The organism is Nocardia sp. JCM 34519.1 (assembly GCF_020361265.1).
GTDB lineage: Bacteria > Actinomycetota > Actinomycetes > Mycobacteriales > Mycobacteriaceae > Nocardia > Nocardia arthritidis_A.
Map to the genome: position 1 here is coordinate 83,804 of NZ_JAIRBR010000009.1, position 16,984 is coordinate 100,787.

A 16,984-nucleotide genomic window follows, 5' to 3' on the forward strand; every position below is an offset into this window, starting at 1 on the left:
CACCTTTTCGGCGGCTGGGGCGTCAAGGGATCGGTAGCACTTCTATCGACAAGGAGATGACGATGCCTGAGCTGATCATCCGCTACGCGGTGACCGAGGACGCGTTCGAACTACTGGGTTCATCCGGGATCAACCGATGAGTGCGGGCGCGAAGGTGGCCGCGCGCGCCGACGCAGCCGACGAGCGCTACCGGGCCGCCGCATTCCTCAAACGCTCGATCAACAAGGTCTTTCCGACCCACTGGGCCTTCCTGCTCGGCGAGATCTGCCTGTACAGCTTCATCATCCTGCTGATCTCCGGCATCTACCTGACGCTGTTCTTCGATCCGTCGATGCAGGAGGTCGTATACGACGGCGCGTATCAGCCGATGCGCGGGGTGCATATGTCCGCGGCGTACGCCAGCTCGCTCAACATCTCGTTCGAGGTGCGCGGCGGACTGTTCGTGCGGCAGGTACACCATTGGGCCGCACTGCTTTTCGTGGCCGGAATGATCCTGCACTGCCTGCGCGTCTTCTTCACCGGCGCGTTCCGCAAGCCGCGCGAGGCGAACTGGGTGATCGGCTCGCTGCTGCTGATCCTGGCCTTGTTCGAGGGCTATTTCGGCTACTCGCTGCCCGACGATCTGCTGTCCGGCACCGGCCTGCGTTCACCGCTGGGCGGTATCACGATGAGCATCCCGATCATCGGCACCTGGATCCACTGGACGCTGTTCGGTGGCGAATTCCCAGGGACGGTATTGATTCCGCGCCTGTTCATCACGCATGTGCTGCTGTTCCCCGGCATCATGCTCGCATTGATCGCGGCGCATATCGCGCTGGTCTGGTATCAGAAGCACACGCAGTTCCCCGGGCCTGGCCGCTCGGAACGCAATGTGGTCGGCGCGCGCATCGTCCCGGTGTTCGCCGCCGACCAGGGCGCGTTCTTCATGTTCACCCTCGGTGTGCTCGCGGTGATGGGCGGCGTCTTCCAGATCAACCCGATCTGGCAGTTGGGCCCGTACAACCCGGCGCAGGTGTCGGCGGGATCGGCGCCGGATTTCTACATGATGTGGACCGACGGGCTCGCCCGGCTGGTGCCGCCATGGGAGATCTATCTCGGCAGATACACCATCCCCTCGGCCTTCTGGGTCGCGGTAATCATGGGTCTGGTGTTCACGGCGCTCGTCATGTACCCGTGGATCGAGAAGCGGCTGACCAAGGACAACGCCCGCCACAACCTGCTGCAGCGGCCGCGCGATGCGCCGGTGCGCACGGCGATCGGCGCGATGGCGGTCACCTTCTATCTGGTGCTCACGTTGTCGTGCCTGAACGACGTCATCGCGCTGAAGTTCGATATCTCGCTCAACGCCACCACCTGGATGGGCCGCATCGGCATGCTGATCGCCCCGCCCATCGCGTATTTCATCACCTACCGGTTCTGCCTCGGCTTGCAGCGCAGCGACCGGGCGGTGCTGGAGCACGGCATCGAGACCGGCCTCGTCAAGCGGCTGCCGCACGGTGCGTACGTCGAGGTGCATCAGGCGCTCGGCCCCGTCGACGAGCACGGGCATCCGGTACCGCTGGCATACCAGGGGGCTCCGGTGCCGAAGAAGATGAACAAGCTGGGCTCGGCGGGCAAACCCGGGCTCGGCAGCTTCCTGCGGGCCGATCCGCGGCAGGAGAGCGAGAAGCACTTCGAGATCGAACATGCCGAGGAACGCAAGCAGCTGGCCGTGCTCCTGGAATACCAGAAGCGCGACCGCGAGGGGCACTGATCATGTTGCGGCCCAACCGATCCGCGCCACCGGCCGACGACTACGGTCTGCTGGCCGCCGCGGCGACCGTGCCCGACCCGATCACCGCACGCACCGTGCGGGACCTCTTGCGGGCCAACGGGATCCGCGCGACCACCGGCCCGGCCGGGGCGCCGGGCCCGATCAGCCGGAAACCGTGGCGGGTACTGGTGTTTCCCGAAGACGCCGTACGCGCCTACGAGGTGCTGTGCAGCAATACCGCCTGACAGCACCCATCACCCGGTGGTCAGCCACCTCTCACCACCCACCGGGTTGACGCGAAGGCCCCGAACACTGTTCGGGGCCTTCGTTTTCCGCCCATCGGGATCTCGCGGTGCCATGCTGATCGCACGAGTTCCGACCGAAAGGCTTGGCTCCATGAGCATTCGCAAAACCCCGGCGGGCACCAGGGGTACGCGCCCGTTCTCATCCAATGGCTTCGTCCGCGTCCTGATGGGGGTCATGCGGCGCTACCATCGCCTGCGCGGCGACCGCTACCTGGGCATGGACCTGCTCTACCTGACCACCGTCGGCGCGAAGAGCGGCCGGCAACACACGGTCGTCCTCTCCCGCTTCGCCGACGGCGACGGCTGGCTCGTCGTCGCATCCATGGCCGGATCGATCCAGCATCCGGGCTGGTACCACAACATCGCCGCACATCCGGACCAGGTGTGGATCGAGGTGGGCGGCAAGAAGTTCCGGGTCGTCGCGCAACAGTTGACCGGCGAACAACGCGAGGCGGCATGGAAACGAATCACCACCGAGCATCACCGGTATATCGAATATCAGGAGAAGACCGACCGAGTCATCCCGATCCTGAAACTCACCCCTGCCACGTGAGGTTCGGCGACGGGACGCGGCGGTTCGGGCTCCGGCCCCGGTCAGGACGGATCGGCATGTCGAAACGTGGTCGCGCCGCTCGGGCGATTACGTCGTCGTAGCGACGCGACCAAGCACCCAACGCACCGACCACTCCAAATCACAACCCGAACGCACGCGATAACCGCGCCGCTTCCGGCGGCATCCGCGTCTCCTGCCGCAACTGCCGCACTTGGATGACCGCCGCGACCTTACGTGCCACCGTTTCGGCGTCGAAACCGAAATCCGGCTCCTCGGCAGCGGACACGCCCGCATACCGCACCGAGGTCACCTGCACACCCTGCGGAGACAGTTCGGCGGCCGCGCATTCGGCGAAGGCCGTCCACGCCGCCTGCGCGCTCGTGTATGGCGCGAAATTCGATGTGGCGCCGGTATTTTCGGGGGCGACGTTGATCACCTGTCCGGAGCCCGCGGCGAGCATGGCTGGCAGCAGGCCGAGGGTGAGGCGCAGCGGGCCGAAATATTCGGCGGCCATGGTGCGCTGATAGTCGCGGAAGCGGTCGACGGATTGGGCGACCGGGCGGCACAGCGGCCGGCCGGCATTGTTGATCAGCACATCGACCGAACCGAATTCGCGTAGCACCCAATCGGTCAATTGATCGACGTCACCCAGTGCGGCGATATCGCAGCGACACCAGTGCACCTGCGCGCCGACCCGACCGAGTTCCTCGGATAGCGGGACGAGCCGATCCCCGCGCCGACCCACCAGCAACAGCCGCGCACCGCGTGACGCGAGGAGCGCCGCGGTGGCACGGCCGACGCCGGAGCAGGCGTCGGTGAGCAGAATGCGCAGACCCGCAATGGATTCCACGGGTTCGACGCGGCGATGATTCGGCGAGGTACGGAATTCGAGCATCGGCACAGCAACCTTCACGGACGAACGAGCTGAGGCACACGCATCGACACCCCGCCGACAGTGCCGAATCGCCGCCGCTACCTTCCGGCGACGATGGCAGTCTAATCGCCGGACTCGTACCGCATGGCGTGTTCGGACCGGCAGATCTCGTCGATCCCGGAAACGATGTCCCGCAACAGCTCCGAGGGCAGCGCGGACGGCCGCAACCGGCAGGTGAAGGTGATGAGCCCGTGCTCCTCGCCCGGAATCCCGCGCGCCGCGGCCTCCTCGCGCAGGTACGGCGACCGCACACCGTAGGTCATCGCGGAGATGACGGTGAAGCAGCCGGTCTGCTCCCGGTGCCCGGAGAACAGATCGTGTAGCCGGTAGAACACCGACGCGTAGTTGGACAGCGGCGCGAAAACGCCGACCCGGTAGGCGGGCCCGCGCTCGGACGAGCTGAGCTGGGTGTCGGCGAGGTATTCGGCGTCGCGCAAGGTGAGCACCTTGGGCGCGAACATCAGCGCGGCCGCCGCCGCGTTGCGGACCGGCATACCCGCGCGGCCGCCCGCGGCGGATGCGATGGCGCCCAACGATTTCCGGGTCCTGGTGCCCGCCTCACGCCGGGCCCGCAGACCGCGGGTCGGCGTGGTGGGATGCAGACTGGACCACTGACCGAACCGCACCGTGCCCAGCTGGATATTGCCGGTGCCGACCGGGCGGGAAACCTTGAGCGGTGCGGTGTCCACCCAGCGGCCCACCTGCAGCGAGGCGGTGCCCGGATGCAGGATCTGCGCGTGCGCGTGCTCGACGAACGAATCGAAGTCGAGGAAGCGGTCCGCGTCGGTGGTCAACCAGGTGTGCTCCTTGTCGACCTCGACCACGTCGAGGGTGAGCGCGGTGATTATGCCCGCGCGCCCGCCCGCGCCGAGGATCCGGTGGAATCGCTCGGTGTGGTGGTTGCGACCGCAGGTGCCGATCCGCCCGTCGGTGTCGACGTATTCCAGGTCGACGACCCGGTCGATGAACAGGCCGTACTTGTGCGATGCGGTGCTCACCCCGCCGACGGAGGCGAAACCGCCCGCAGTGATATCGCGGTGGTCGCCGACGATCGGCAGCCCGAGCCCGTGCGCGCCGAGCCTGCGATCGATATCGGACAGTTTGGCCCCGGCCTGCACGCGCACCGTCTTACGGCCCAGGTTGATATCGAGCACCTGATTCATCCGGCGCAGCGACACCACCGTGCGCTGATCGGGCAGCGCGAACCCGTCGTCGACGTTGTCGCCGCCGACAATCGTCAGCCGTTCCGCCCGCCCCCGCGAATCCCGAACGGTGCGAACGACATCCGCGGTGTCGCGGGGTAGATACTCTTCGGCGGCAACGGAACGCGGCGTGCTCATGGCACGAAATCCAACCACAGCCCGGCGCGACACGCTCACTCGAATCGGACCCCAATTTTCCGCGGCCCTCGAACCCCCGTTGAGCAGGGATGATCATGCTACTGCTCGTCAGCTCCCTTGACACGCCGTAACACGGACGGCCGCGGCGCCGAAAAGCCCATTTCCAGCAAAAACGAAGCGCCCCACCGGAGTTCCGGCGGGACGCTTCGAAAGAAACTGACGCTCAGTGCTTCTCAGGGCCGAGGTAGTACTCGAACACCAGGCCCGCGGCGGCGCCGAGCACGCACAGCACGCCGATGGCGATCAGCCAGAGCTGGAAGAAGGCCAGGCCCAGCGCGGTCACCGAGCCGGCCGCGGCCAGCGTGATGGGCCAGAAGCTGCCGGGCGAGAAGAAGCCCAGATCGCCTGCGCCGTCCACGATTTCGGCGTCCTCGTAATCCTCCGGACGCAGGTCCAGGCGGCGGGCGACGAATCGGAAGTAGGTGCCGATGATCAGCGACAGCCCCGCGGTGAGCACGGTGGCGGTGGTGCCCGCCCACTCCACGCCGGTGCGCGACTGTCCGGTGAAGAAGCCGTAGACGATCGCCACGATGACGAAGAACACCGTGAGCAGTTCGAAAATCCGCGCTTCGATCTTCATGTCAGATCAGTCCTTACTTTGCCTCGGCCGCGGTCTTGGTGGTGCGGTCGGTGTTGAACGGCCTGGTGGACGTGGCGACCGGCGACTCACCGATGCTCGCGAGCGCCTCGGCGTTGGTCTTGCCGTCCTTGCGCGCGTCGAGGTACTTGGTGAACTTCTCCGGCGTGACCGCGCGGACCTCGAAGTTCATCATCGAGTGGAAGGTGCCGCACATCTCGGCGCAGCGGCCGACGAACGCGCCCTCCTTCTCGATCTTGGTGATCTGGAAGACGTTGTCCGAGTGGTTTTCCTTCGGGTTCGGCATAACGTCGCGCTTGAACAGGAACTCCGGCACCCAGAAGGCGTGGATCACGTCGGCGGCGGCCAGCTGGAACTCGATGACCCGGTTGGTCGGCAGCACCAGAACCGGAACCTCGGTGCTGGAGCCGACGGTCTCGACCTTGTCGTAGTGCAGGTAGGACAGGATGTCGTTGGCCGGCTTACCGTGCACGGGCCCCGGCTGCGGGTGACCGTCCTCGGTGCGCTCCTTGTACTTCTCGAGCTGCTCCTGGTTCGCGGCTTCCTTTTCCTTGTCGATGCCGTCGAACTTGTAGCCGTCCTTGAAGTCGACGTTGCGGTAGCCGAACTTCCAGTTCCACTGGAACGCGGTGACGTCGACCGTCACGTCCGGGTCCGACACCTTCTCGTGCACGTAGTTCTGCACGACGACGGTGAAGTAGAACAGCACCGCGATGATCACGAACGGAATCGCCGTGTAGGTCAGCTCCAGCGGCACGTTGTAGCCGGTCTGCCGCGGGAACTCGGGCGAATCGGCCTTCTTGCGGTGGAAGGTGACGGTCCAGAAGGTCAGACCCCACACCAGCACACCCATGGCCAACGCGGCGAGCACCGAGTAGGTCCACAGCTCCCGCATCCGGGTGGCCTGCGGGGTGACACCGGAGGGCCAGCCGAACCGCAGCCAAACATTGTCGATCGAGCAGCCCGAGACGAGCACCGCGGTGATCCCCAAGGACACCGCCAGCCCGGCCCGCCGAAGGATGCGGCCCCGCCGACCCTTGACGGGTCGTGCCCCGATCTCTTCGCTCGCCTTGTGCGCCACGCTCACGCCTTCCTGGTCGCCACACATTCCGACATTGCGCCGGCGGGCCGCGAACGCCCGCCGACACGTACTAAGCACGTTTCAGGCCAGCCCTCCGGAAGACATGCGCTTCCTAAGAATGACCTGAGTACTACGCAGCGTAGACCAAACCGGCGCCCTGTTTGACGTCGGGTCGCATTCGACACTCCGCCGATCCGCAACCCGACGCGGCCACCTGCGATTTGCCGTCGCGACGCCATCCTCCGGGGCACGAATCCGGCGCGTGCGGCATACTCGGACACAGCATTTCGGCCCGCGGGCGCGCGCACCCAGGCGCCGACAACGATGTGCACTCACCAAGACATTTGGACGCCCCGCCGACCCGGGGCTCGACCGGAGAAGCGAGGTTGCCGACGCCGTGTGTGGACTGCTCGGATTCCTGACATCTGACGCGGCAACCGATGACGTCGTGGAGCGGGTGTATCATGCGCTGCACTGCGCGCGGCATCGCGGCCCGGACGATCGCGGCACCTGGCACGACGAACATCTGATCTTCGGGTTCAATCGTTTGGCGCTGATCGATCTCGAGCTCTCGCATCAGCCGCTGCACTGGGGTCCGCCGGAGAACCGGGAACGTTATGCGCTCGCCTTCAACGGCGAGATCTACAACTACCTGGAGCTGCGCGCCGAACTCGCCGAGGCACACGGAGCGGAGTTCCCGGACGGCTCGATGTTCCGCACCCAGGGCGACGGTGAGTCGATCGTCGCCGGATTCCATTACTGGGGTCTCGAGGTGCTGCACAAGCTGCGCGGCATGTTCGCGTTCGCGATCTGGGATACCGAGACCGGTGAATTGTTCCTGGCCCGTGACCCGTTCGGGATCAAGCCGCTGTTCCTGGCCACCGGCCCCGGCGGCACCGCGTTCGGCAGCGAGAAGAAGAGCCTGCTGGAACTGCTCGCCCCGCTCGGCCTCGGCGAGGAGCTCGATCCGCGCGCGCTGGAGCACTACGCGGTGCTGCAGTACGTGCCCGAGCCGGAGACGCTGCACAAGGATATTCGCCGCCTCGAATCGGGCAGCTACGCGACCGTGAAACCCGGTGCCGCACCGCAGATTTCGCGCTACTTCCGGCCCCGGTTCAGCTCGAGCTCGTTCGCGCCGGGCACCGAGCGGGCGCGGATCCGGGAAATCACCGCGGCACTGGAGGATTCGGTCGCCAAGCATATGCGCGCGGATGTGACCGTCGGCGCGTTCCTGTCCGGCGGCATCGATTCCACCGCGACGGCGGCGCTCGCCATCCGGCACAACCCGAAGCTCATCACCTTCACCAGCGCATTCGAGCGCGAGGGCTATTCGGAGGCCGATGTGGCCGCCGAGACCGCCGAGGCGATCGGCGCGCGGCACGTCGTGAAGGTGGTCTCCCCCACCGAATTCGCCGAGGCCATTCCCGAAATCGTCTGGTACCTCGACGATCCGGTGGCCGACCCGGCGCTGGTCCCGCTGTACTTCGTGGCCAAGGAGGCGCGCAAGCACGTCAAGGTGGTGCTCTCCGGTGAGGGCGCGGACGAATTGTTCGGCGGGTACACGATCTATCGGGAACCGTTGTCGCTCAAGTCGTTCGAATACCTGCCCGGTGGGTTGCGGCGGCTGGCGGGCAAGCTGTCCGACCGGATTCCGGACGGCACCAGGGGTAAGAGCCTGCTGCGCCGCGGCTCGCTCACCCTCGAGGAGCGCTACTACGGCAACGCGCGCAACTTCGACGACGCCCAATTGCGGGCCGTGCTGCGCGATTTCCGGCCCGAATGGACCCACCGGGACGTCACCGCCGCCATCTACGAGCAGTCGCGCGGCTGGGATCCGACGGCACGCATGCAGCATCTGGACCTGTTCACCTGGCTGCGCGGCGACATCCTGGTCAAGGCCGACAAGATCACCATGGCCAACTCGCTCGAACTGCGGGTGCCGTTCCTGGATTCCGAGGTGCTGAAGGTCGCCGAGCGACTGCCCGTCGACCAGAAACTCACCAAGGACACCACGAAATACGCGCTGCGCCAGGCGCTGGAGGAGATCATCCCCGGCCACGTGCTGCACCGGCCGAAGCTGGGATTCCCGGTGCCGCTGCGGCATTGGCTGCGCGGCAGCGAATTGCACGACTGGGCCCAGCAGCAGATCGCCGAATCGCAGACCGATCACCTGCTCGACAAGGCGGCCGTCAAGGGCATGCTGGACGAGCACCGCGCCGGGCGCGTCGATCACAGCCGCAGGCTGTGGACGCTGCTGGTGTTCATGGTGTGGCACGGGATCTTCGTGGAGAACCGGATCAAGCCGGATATCAAGGAGCCGACCTACCCGATTGCGCTCTGACCCGGATATGACTGTGCCCCTGAGCTTTTCGGCTCAGGGGCACAGTTCGTATCGGAGCGGCTCGGATCAGAGCAGCGGTTTGATGTCGGCGGCGGCATCCGCGCCGTAGGCGGCGGTGAGGCGCTCCAGGGCCTCGTCCTTGTTGAGCGTCCACTCCTGGGTGCCCATGGTCTCCAGCACCAGCACCGCGACCAGCGAACCCAGTTGCGCGGACCGCTCCAGGCTCAACCCCGCGGTGTGGCCGGTGAGGAAGCCGGCGCGGAAGGCGTCACCGACGCCGGTGGGCTCCACCCGCTCCCGCTCGGGCACCACGCCGACGTGCACCTCGGTGCCGTCGCGGTCGACGATGCGGACACCGTCCTTGCCGAGCGTCGTCACCCGGATGCCGACCCGCTGGGCGATCTCGGCCTCGCTCAGGCCGGTCTTCTGCAGCAGCAGGCCGAGCTCGTACTTATTGGTGAAAAGGTATGCGGCGCCATCGATCAGCCGCAGCGCCTGCTCGCCGTCGAGGCGGGCCAACTGCTGGGACGGGTCGGCGGCGAACGGGATGCCGAGTTCGCGCGCCTGCTCGGTGTGCAGCAGCATGGCGTCCGGATCGTTGGCGCCGACCAGCACCAGATCCAGCGAATGCGCCTGGGCCAGTTCACCGATGGTGATCTCGCGGGATTCGCTCATCGCGCCCGGATAGAACGACGCGATCTGCGCCATATCGTCATCGGTGGTGCAGATGAAGCGCGCGGTGTGCGCCTTGGTGGAAATGCGCACGCCGGAGCAGTCGACACCGTGCTCCTCGAGCCAGGCGCGATAGTCGGCGAAATCCGCGCCGACCGCGCCGACCAGCAGCGGATTACGGTTGAGCACGCCCATGGCGAATGCGATATTTCCCGCGACACCGCCGCGCCGGATCTGCAGATCGTCGACGAGGAAGCTCACGGACACGTGGTCGAGCTGATCGGCCAGCAATGCGTCGGCGAACCGCCCGGGGAAGCGCATGAGATGGTCGGTCGCGATGGACGCGGAAACGGCGATGGACACGGAGCTGAGCCCTTCAACGGTAGGCGACAGACGGGAGAGAAAGGGACTGACATCCCTGACCTAACCGTAGCTCACCGGACTCGACACGGGCTCGACGCTATTGCCAGTCAAGGGATCCCGGCGCGGTCCGGACAGCAATACCGGCCCGATCACCGTTACGGCGAGGGCCGGTTGGGGGTCCGGGGGGCGGAGCCCCGCCGGGTGGGGTGTGGGGGCTTCGCCCCCACAAGACACGAGCGAAACGAGCTAAGCGAATGCTCCCCATGAGCATGGATCACCCACGAGTAAGCGGCGCTGTTCAGTTGAACGAATCGCCGCAGGCGCAGGAGCCGGTGGCGTTCGGGTTGTCGATGGTGAAACCCTGCTTCTCGATCGTGTCGACGAAATCGATCGACGCGCCCTGCACGTAGGGAGCGCTCATCCGGTCCACGGCCAGCTTGACGCCGCCGAAATCGACGGTGAGGTCGCCATCCAGCGTGCGATCGTCGAAGAAGAGCTGGTAGCGCAGGCCGGCACAACCACCGGGCTGCACGGCGATCCGCAGCGCCAGGTCGTCGCGACCCTCCTGATCCAGCAGCGCCTTCGCCTTGGCGGCGGCGGCATCGGTCAGAGTCACACCGTGGGTGGCGGTCTCGTTCTGCACAGTCATGAACTCTCCTAAAGGGACACCTGTGGTCAACCCGTGAACAGCGCACGGGTCGTGTCGGTCAACACCACTCGGCGAGCTGCTATTCCCATCTTGCCACCACCGCGGGCGGGTTACGAAGCGGCCCGGGTGACCTCGCGCACCGCGCGCGGGCGATGCCCATTTCGTCGCGCGTCCGGCATCGAATAGCCTGGTCGCGTGAAATTGTTCCGTCGCGGCGAGTCCAGCACCACCGACGCGACCGCCGAGACGACGGCGGTCGTGGACGATGATTCCGCCGCAGGCTCCACTCGTCGGACCACCACCGTCACCCCGGGCAAGGGCCGCCCAACTCCGAAACGCCGTGAGGCACAAGGCAAACGGCGCGGCCCGGTCGCTCCGGCGCCGCTGACCGCCAAGGAGGCGCGGGCCCGGCGCAAGGCCGTGCGCGGCACCCGCGAGGAGCGCAAGGCCGCCTCCGCCGAGCGGCGCGCCGCGGCGCAGGACCGCCGGGCCAGAATGCTCGCGGGCGAGGACAAGTACCTGCTGCCGCGTGACCAGGGTCCGGTCCGGGCGTACGTGCGCGATCTCGTCGACGCGCGGCGCAACCTGGTCGGGTTGTTCATGCCGATGGCGCTGGTACTGATCCTGTCCATGTTCGTCGCGCCCGCGCTGCAAACGATCGTCACGCTGGCCATGCTGGTGATGATGCTGTTCATGATCATCGAGGGCGTCATCCTCGGCCGGATCGTGAACAACCGGGTGCGCGAGCGCTACCCCGACACCACCGACGCCGGATTCGGTCTCGGCTGGTACGCGTTCGTGCGGGCCTCGCAGATCAGGAAGATGCGGGCGCCCAAACCCAGGGTCAGCCCCGGCGAGGCCGTGTAGTTTCGCCATCTCGTCCGAGCTCGAAACAGTCCGTGCCCGAACGGCGGGACGCTCACGAAGCGTGATCGTTGCCGTTCGGGCACGGATCTTTTCATATTCGGTGGATGTAGTCGGTCGCTGGTCGGTCCGCATCGGCACGCGGACGCCGCACACATCACCTGTGCGAGGTGCGGCCCAGCAGCACGGTGAGGTCGTGGTCGCGGCGCTGGGCGTCCCGGTCGACGATGTCGGTGGAGCCGAAGCGGGCGGTGTAATGGGCGATGATGACGGCGAATCCGACGATGACTGCGAGGCTGAGCAGGAAAGTAATCATGGCAGTAATTTTGCGCTCATCGAGTTCCCGCCGAAAGTGGCAGGAATGTCACGCTTCGTAAATATGCTGCCATATACACTGTGAGGCATGCTCTCGAAGGTCGCCGTCGTGCTCTCCCGACGGGTCGCCATGTTCGAATTCGGGGTCCTCTGTGAGGTGTTCGGTCTCGACCGCAGCTCGGATGGCCTGCCGGTATTCGATTTCAAGGTCTGCGGCGCCGAACCAGGCGTGCCGCTGCCGTGTAACAGTCCCGGAGTGTCGGTCACCCCCGAATACGGACTGGACGCACTATCCGACGCCGATCTGATCGGCATCCCCGCCTACTACGACGACGGACTGCCACCCGATCACCGGGTGCTCGACGCGATACGCGCCGCCGCCGACGCGGGCGCCATCGTGCTCACCGTCTGCTCCGGCGCCTTCCTGGCCGGCCACGCCGGCCTCCTCGACGGGCAGAAGGTCACCACACACTGGCGCTACGTCGACAAACTCACCGAACAGTTCCCGCTCGCCACCGTCGATCCCGATGTGCTCTTCGTCGACTCCGGCAACCTGATCACCAGCGCGGGCACCGCGGCGGGCATCGACGCGGCGCTGCACCTGGTGCGCCGCGAACTCGGCAGTTCGGTCGCCAACGCCATCGCCCGGCGCATGGTGGTGCCGCCGCAGCGCGACGGCGGGCAGCGGCAGTTCATCGAGCGCCCGGTCGCCGCCTGCACATCCGACAGCCTGGTGCAGACCCTGGAATGGATGGGCGAGAACCTCGAACTCCCGCACACCATCGAGGATCTGGCCGCCCGCTCCGCGATGTCCACCCGCACCTTCGCCCGCCGGTTCGCCGCCGAAACCGGGACGACACCGGTGAAATGGCTGACCAACCAGCGGGTGCTGCTCGCCAAACACCTGCTGGAGGACACCGATCTCGGGCTGGAACAGATCGCGGGACGCTCCGGATTCGGCTCCGGCGCGCTGCTGCGCCACCACTTCCAGCGCCTCGTCGGCATCGCGCCGACGGAGTATCGGCGGCGATTCGGGGTGAACGCCGAAGTTCCGTATCCGGCCTGAGCGGACAGTATCGGCTGTTATTTGCCTACTTTCGGCGCTTTACGGCCGCTATTGTCTGCCTAGGCCGACGCAATTCTCGCTCTGGCCCGTTCCGCCAAGACATTTCGTGGATAAGGTCGAGCACGAGCGGCGCGGTGACAGGTCGCGTTGTCCAGTGTCTGGCACGAGTCAGGTTCGCCGAACCCGCGAACGTCCGGACGGAGCCGAGTTCATTTGACGCGCATCGGAATTCCGGCGACGACAAGGAAGACCTCGTCGCAGATGTTCGCCAAGCGCTGGTTGAGCCCGCCGATCTCGTCGCGGAACAGCCGCCCCGAGCGATGCGCGGGGATAACACCCATGCCGACCTCCGGGCTGACGATGATGAGGCGTTCCCGGTAGTCGGCAACGGCCCGCACCAGCGCGTCCAACTCGGGCGCGACGGTGCCGCGCGGCAGCTCCCAAGCAGCACGCGCATCGATGCGGGCGGTGAGCCAGGTGCCGATGTCGTCGATCAGGGTGACCGGGGCGATATCCGCGAGAACCGTTGCCGGATCGGCGCTTTCCACCACGGTCCAATCGGCGGGGCGGCGCGCGCGATGAGCGGCGATCCGCTCGGCGAAATCCGTATCGGCGGGATCGGGGACCGACGTAGCGAGATAGCGCACCGGACGGCCCGCCTCCGACGCGAGCTGCTCGGCATACCCCGACTTCCCCGAGCGCGCGCCGCCGAGAACGAGAGTTCGCAGGGCTCCGGCGCTTTCCGACACGTTCTGCACGGTAGCAACCGGATCCGGCCGCCCACTACTCGCTCGCGCCGAGTCGCCGACCGCGAGTTCGTTCCACACCGTTGCGGATTCATTTCCAATCGGCTCGGTACGCAAGATGTGATTTCGCCGAGCATCGACGCCGAGCAGACACTTCCGCTTCGTAAGCCAACCGCTCATGCGCAGGCTTGTCCGGCGTCGGTGCCGGACCGCATATCCGTCGCGGCTTCGATCGCGATGGCGGAGCAGTCCTCGCGGAAGCCGCCGATCCCAGGATCGCTGCCGACCCGCGCGGGTGGTGTGCGGGGCGGCGGGGGCGGCGGGCAAGATTGGGCCGGAAAATGAGCGGCGAATGCCTCTACCGAAAGGCTCGATTGTGACAAGCGGATTCGGACCGGTTGCGCCACCGGACGCGCAGGTGCGGGTGGCGGCCGAACAGCGGCAGGGGCAGCTGACCAAACCCGATGGGTCGCTGGGGCGGTTGGAGGTGCTCGGCAACTGGGTCGCGGCCTGCCAGGGTGTGTGCCCGCCGAAGCAGTTCGCCCGGGCCAGGGTCGTGGTATTCGCCGGGGATCACGGCGTTGCGCGCCAAGGGGTTTCGGCGTATCCGAGCGAGGTGACCGCGCAGATGGTCGCCAACTTCCTCGGCGGCGGCGCCGCGGTGAACACCCTGGCCGCGGTGGCGGGTGCGACCGTGCGGGTCGCCGATATCTCGGTCGACGCCGACACCGACCCGCGGGTCAGCGCGCACAAGGTGCGGCGGTCGAGCGGTTCGATCGATCGGGAGGACGCATTGCGCGCCGACGAGGTCGACGCCGCCATCGCCGCGGGCCGGGCCATCGCCGACGAGGAGATCGACGCGGGCGCCGACCTGCTGATCGCGGGCGATATGGGCATCGGCAACACCACCCCCGCCACCGTTCTCATCGCCACCCGCACCGGCACCGAACCGGTCGCCGCCGTCGGCCGCGGCACCGGCATCGATGACGCGGGCTGGATCCGCAAGGTCGCGGCGATCCGGGATGCGATGCGCCGCGCCCGCCCGGTCGCCAAGGATCCGGTCGAACTGCTCCGGGTCGCCGCGGGCGCCGACTTCGCCGCCATGGCCGGATTTCTCGCGCAGGCCGCCACCCGCCGCACCCCGGTGATCCTCGACGGCGTCGTAGTCACCGCGGCCGCCGTCCTCGCCGCGGATCTCGCGCCCGGCGCGCAGGCCTGGTGGCTGGCCGGGCACCGCTCCACCGAACCCGCGCATGCCCTGGCACTGAAACACCTCGACCTGGAACCGCTCGTCGACCTCGGCATGCGCCTCGGCGAGGGCTCCGGCGCCCTCACCGCCCTCCCCATCCTCCGCGCCGCCGTCGCTACCCTCAGCGAAATGGCCACCTTCGCCGAAGCAGGTGTCAGCACCGCCGCCGAGCCAGCCGACTCCAGCGTCGAACTCCAGAAATGACCATCGCGCTGGCTCCTCGTCCAAAGCGCAACAGGGCGATGACTCACTGTGCCGCAATGCCAGGCCGCGCCGGTGAATTCCTTACCAGCGGTACCTGGGAGTCGTCCGGGCAGGCGATTACCTCGGCGCTCTCGGCCCGAGCACCGCGCGAGGCCGCAGCGTGAACGCCGTGCCGCTGGCACGGCCGCGGCCGTCAGAATCACCGAGACAAGAACCGGAGCAAACAAATTCGAACGATGGCCGGGCGAGCGATTGCCTCGGCATACTCGGCCCGGGCAACGCACGAGGACATCGCGTGAACGCGGTCCGGCTGGCACTGCCGCGGCCGTCAGAATCGCCGGAACAGGAACCGGAGCAGACAGATTCGACGACGACCGGGCGGGCGATTGCTTCGGCACCCTCGGCCGAAGCGCCGCGTGAGGGGGCGGCGTGAACGGGGTGCGGTTGGCGCTGTCGTGGCTGACGGTGTTGCCGGTGCGGGGGCCGGGCGAGGTCGATCGGGTGGTGGCGGGGCGGGCTATTGCGTTGGCGCCCTTGGTTGGAGTGCTGCTCGGGGGTGGGGCGGCGGGGTTGCTTTGGTTGTTGCGGTGGGGCGGGGCGACCGCGTCGCTGGCCGGGTTGCTTGTGGTCGGGGCGTTGGCATTGGTTACGCGCGGAATGCATTTGGATGGTCTCGCGGATACGGCCGACGGGTTGGGGTCGTATGGTCCGCCGGAGCGGGCGCGAGAGATCATGAAAAGCGGTGGGGCCGGGCCGTTCGGGGTGGCCGCCATCGTATTCGCCGTTGGGGTGCAAACGTTTTCGTTCGCGGCGTTGGCCGGTGAGCGGCGCTGGTTCGCGGTGGCGCTCGCGGTGACGGCCGGACGGGTCGCGGTGGTGCTCGCCTGCCGCCGGGGCATCGAGTCCGCACCCGATGCCGGGTTCGGCGCGCTGGTCGCCGGAACACAGCGGGCGACGACAGGCGCGCTCTGGGCCGTATTCGCCGCGGCCGCAGCCTTTTTCGCGATACCCGAGCACCGCTGGTCCGGACCGGTCACGGTACTCGCCGGACTGGCGGCGACAGTCGTGATCGTCCGTCACTGCGTCCGCAGATTCGGCGGACTCTCCGGCGACGTGCTCGGCGCCGTGATCGAAATCGCCGTAGCGATAACGGCATTCGGCTGCTCACTCGCCTGACCACAGACCGCGCCGGTTCAGCGATCCGCCCGCCGTAGCGGGCATCGGCCTGCCCTATGCAGACCGCAGTACTGCCCTGGCCAGTTCGACGGGGGTTCCAGTGGTCGTATCGACGATCGTGTCGTAGGTGTAGCCGTGGTCGTGGACCGTGCGAAGGTGGCCTCGGGCCAATCCAATTTCGTTGCCACGGGCCAGCTCTCGCTTCTCGGCGATGGCCAGTGGGCAGGTGACGGCGACCAGCTGGACGTCCAGGCCGGTCAGTGCGTCCATCCATATCGACAGCAGGTCCGGGGTCAGCAGCATCTCGTCGATCACCAGATGATCGCCGCCACGGACGAATTCGGCGGCCGCGGTGCAGGCCGACCGCAGCATTCGGCGCCCGGCGGGGCCGTAACGGATGACCACAAGCGGGTGACCGTCCGCGTCACGACCGGTGCGGTCGTACCAGAATCCGTCGCGGCTCAGCGGCCCGTCGCGTCCACCACCCCAATTCGGCGGCACCAACCCGAACAGGGTGTCGATCCCCCAGTAGACGAACGGGACGTCGCTCTCATCCTGGATGGCCTTGGCCAGGGTGGTCTTACCCGCGCTCGATGTGCCGTTGAGAAAGATCACCCGATGAGGGAGTTCAAGGCTCCGCATCCGCTCACGCTAGCCAGTCTTCGGATCGGCCCGAGACCGTCCGCCGCCAGCTGGTCGAAAAGTCATGGCCCCA

General features: G+C 67.1%; 17 protein-coding genes. 8 read left to right on the plus strand and 9 right to left on the minus strand.

Annotated elements, in window-relative coordinates; genetic code table 11:
- Positions 1-136: 136 nt before the first annotated feature.
- From LGY53_RS22530 to LGY53_RS22540, 3 genes are all read left to right on the plus strand, one after another.
- Complete coding sequence (locus LGY53_RS22530; RefSeq protein ID WP_225728678.1) at positions 137-1,753, plus strand: cytochrome bc complex cytochrome b subunit; 1,617 nt, start codon at positions 137-139, stop codon at positions 1,751-1,753.
- A 2-nt stretch (positions 1,754-1,755) separates the two neighbouring features.
- Positions 1,756-1,998, plus strand: coding sequence for a DUF2007 domain-containing protein (locus tag LGY53_RS22535; RefSeq protein WP_225728679.1), 243 nt, complete (start codon positions 1,756-1,758; stop codon positions 1,996-1,998).
- Between the two features lie 151 nt (positions 1,999-2,149).
- Positions 2,150-2,611 carry a nitroreductase/quinone reductase family protein gene (locus LGY53_RS22540; protein ID WP_225728680.1) on the plus strand — a complete coding sequence of 154 codons (462 nt, stop codon included), beginning with the start codon at positions 2,150-2,152 and terminating at the stop codon, positions 2,609-2,611.
- A 139-nt stretch (positions 2,612-2,750) separates the two neighbouring features.
- On the opposite strand, the gene LGY53_RS22545 is transcribed toward LGY53_RS22540, so the two are convergent.
- From LGY53_RS22545 to LGY53_RS22560, 4 genes are all read right to left on the minus strand, one after another.
- Entirely contained in the window at positions 2,751-3,506 is a 756-nt protein-coding gene (locus tag LGY53_RS22545; protein ID WP_225728681.1) for an SDR family NAD(P)-dependent oxidoreductase, read from the minus strand.
- A 101-nt stretch (positions 3,507-3,607) separates the two neighbouring features.
- A complete protein-coding gene (locus LGY53_RS22550) occupies positions 3,608-4,885 on the minus strand; it encodes an FAD-binding oxidoreductase (protein ID WP_167473784.1) in 1,278 nt (425 codons plus the stop codon).
- Positions 4,886-5,108: 223 nt separating this feature from the next.
- Positions 5,109-5,525, minus strand: coding sequence for a cytochrome c oxidase subunit 4 (locus tag LGY53_RS22555; RefSeq protein ID WP_167473783.1), 417 nt, complete (start codon positions 5,523-5,525; stop codon positions 5,109-5,111).
- A gap of 13 nt (positions 5,526-5,538) precedes the next feature.
- Positions 5,539-6,624 carry a cytochrome c oxidase subunit II gene (locus tag LGY53_RS22560; protein WP_167473782.1) on the minus strand — a complete coding sequence of 362 codons (1,086 nt, stop codon included), beginning with the start codon at positions 6,622-6,624 and terminating at the stop codon, positions 5,539-5,541.
- Positions 6,625-7,021: 397 nt separating this feature from the next.
- On the opposite strand from LGY53_RS22560, the gene asnB reads away from it, so the two are divergent.
- Positions 7,022-8,965, plus strand: a complete 1,944-nt coding sequence (gene asnB, locus LGY53_RS22565) for an asparagine synthase (glutamine-hydrolyzing) (protein ID WP_225728682.1) — start codon at positions 7,022-7,024, stop codon at positions 8,963-8,965.
- Between the two features lie 66 nt (positions 8,966-9,031).
- On the opposite strand, the gene LGY53_RS22570 is transcribed toward asnB, so the two are convergent.
- Positions 9,032-10,000 carry a carbohydrate kinase family protein gene (locus LGY53_RS22570; protein ID WP_225728683.1) on the minus strand — a complete coding sequence of 323 codons (969 nt, stop codon included), beginning with the start codon at positions 9,998-10,000 and terminating at the stop codon, positions 9,032-9,034.
- Positions 10,001-10,298: 298 nt separating this feature from the next.
- Positions 10,299-10,649: an iron-sulfur cluster assembly accessory protein gene (locus LGY53_RS22575; protein WP_167473779.1), complete on the minus strand. Its 351-nt coding sequence runs from the start codon at positions 10,647-10,649 to the stop codon at positions 10,299-10,301.
- 258 nt (positions 10,650-10,907) lie between these two features.
- On the opposite strand from LGY53_RS22575, the gene LGY53_RS22580 reads away from it, so the two are divergent.
- Positions 10,908-11,516, plus strand: a complete 609-nt coding sequence (locus LGY53_RS22580; protein WP_225728892.1) for a DUF3043 domain-containing protein — start codon at positions 10,908-10,910, stop codon at positions 11,514-11,516.
- 154 nt (positions 11,517-11,670) lie between these two features.
- Here LGY53_RS22580 and LGY53_RS22585 read toward each other — a convergent pair whose 3' ends face one another.
- Positions 11,671-11,829 (minus strand): hypothetical protein, encoded by a 159-nt coding sequence (locus LGY53_RS22585; RefSeq protein ID WP_225728684.1) that lies wholly within the window; start codon positions 11,827-11,829, stop codon positions 11,671-11,673.
- Between the two features lie 87 nt (positions 11,830-11,916).
- On the opposite strand from LGY53_RS22585, the gene LGY53_RS22590 reads away from it, so the two are divergent.
- The gene (locus LGY53_RS22590) at positions 11,917-12,894 is read left to right on the plus strand and encodes a helix-turn-helix domain-containing protein (RefSeq protein WP_225728685.1); all 978 of its coding nucleotides are present in this window, start codon (positions 11,917-11,919) and stop codon (positions 12,892-12,894) included.
- Positions 12,895-13,103: 209 nt separating this feature from the next.
- On the opposite strand, the gene cobU is transcribed toward LGY53_RS22590, so the two are convergent.
- The gene (gene cobU, locus LGY53_RS22595) at positions 13,104-13,643 is read right to left on the minus strand and encodes a bifunctional adenosylcobinamide kinase/adenosylcobinamide-phosphate guanylyltransferase (protein ID WP_225728686.1); all 540 of its coding nucleotides are present in this window, start codon (positions 13,641-13,643) and stop codon (positions 13,104-13,106) included.
- Positions 13,644-13,992: 349 nt separating this feature from the next.
- On the opposite strand from cobU, the gene cobT reads away from it, so the two are divergent.
- On the plus strand, positions 13,993-15,093 hold the full coding sequence (gene cobT / locus LGY53_RS22600; protein WP_225728687.1) for a nicotinate-nucleotide--dimethylbenzimidazole phosphoribosyltransferase: 1,101 nt from the start codon (positions 13,993-13,995) through the stop codon (positions 15,091-15,093).
- A gap of 429 nt (positions 15,094-15,522) precedes the next feature.
- Positions 15,523-16,269, plus strand: a complete 747-nt coding sequence (locus LGY53_RS22605) for an adenosylcobinamide-GDP ribazoletransferase (RefSeq protein ID WP_225728688.1) — start codon at positions 15,523-15,525, stop codon at positions 16,267-16,269.
- A gap of 54 nt (positions 16,270-16,323) precedes the next feature.
- Here LGY53_RS22605 and LGY53_RS22610 read toward each other — a convergent pair whose 3' ends face one another.
- The gene (locus tag LGY53_RS22610; RefSeq protein WP_225728689.1) at positions 16,324-16,911 is read right to left on the minus strand and encodes a chloramphenicol phosphotransferase CPT family protein; all 588 of its coding nucleotides are present in this window, start codon (positions 16,909-16,911) and stop codon (positions 16,324-16,326) included.
- Between the last annotated feature and the right edge of the window lie 73 nt (positions 16,912-16,984).

What these genes read in the sequence shown, in the direction of transcription:
- LGY53_RS22530 (WP_225728678.1), top strand. Translation starts at nt 137, where the DNA reads ATGAGTGCGGGCGCGAAGGTGGCCGCGCGCGCCGACGCAGCCGACGAG.
- LGY53_RS22535 (WP_225728679.1), top strand. Translation starts at nt 1,756, where the DNA reads ATGTTGCGGCCCAACCGATCCGCGCCACCGGCCGACGACTACGGTCTG.
- LGY53_RS22540 (WP_225728680.1), top strand. Translation starts at nt 2,150, where the DNA reads ATGAGCATTCGCAAAACCCCGGCGGGCACCAGGGGTACGCGCCCGTTC.
- LGY53_RS22545 (WP_225728681.1), bottom strand. Translation starts at nt 3,506, where the DNA reads ATGCTCGAATTCCGTACCTCGCCGAATCATCGCCGCGTCGAACCCGTG.
- LGY53_RS22550 (WP_167473784.1), bottom strand. Translation starts at nt 4,885, where the DNA reads ATGAGCACGCCGCGTTCCGTTGCCGCCGAAGAGTATCTACCCCGCGAC.
- LGY53_RS22555 (WP_167473783.1), bottom strand. Translation starts at nt 5,525, where the DNA reads ATGAAGATCGAAGCGCGGATTTTCGAACTGCTCACGGTGTTCTTCGTC.
- LGY53_RS22575 (WP_167473779.1), bottom strand. Translation starts at nt 10,649, where the DNA reads ATGACTGTGCAGAACGAGACCGCCACCCACGGTGTGACTCTGACCGAT.
- LGY53_RS22585 (WP_225728684.1), bottom strand. Translation starts at nt 11,829, where the DNA reads ATGATTACTTTCCTGCTCAGCCTCGCAGTCATCGTCGGATTCGCCGTC.
- LGY53_RS22590 (WP_225728685.1), top strand. Translation starts at nt 11,917, where the DNA reads ATGCTCTCGAAGGTCGCCGTCGTGCTCTCCCGACGGGTCGCCATGTTC.
- cobT (WP_225728687.1), top strand. Translation starts at nt 13,993, where the DNA reads ATGCCTCTACCGAAAGGCTCGATTGTGACAAGCGGATTCGGACCGGTT.
- LGY53_RS22610 (WP_225728689.1), bottom strand. Translation starts at nt 16,911, where the DNA reads ATGCGGAGCCTTGAACTCCCTCATCGGGTGATCTTTCTCAACGGCACA.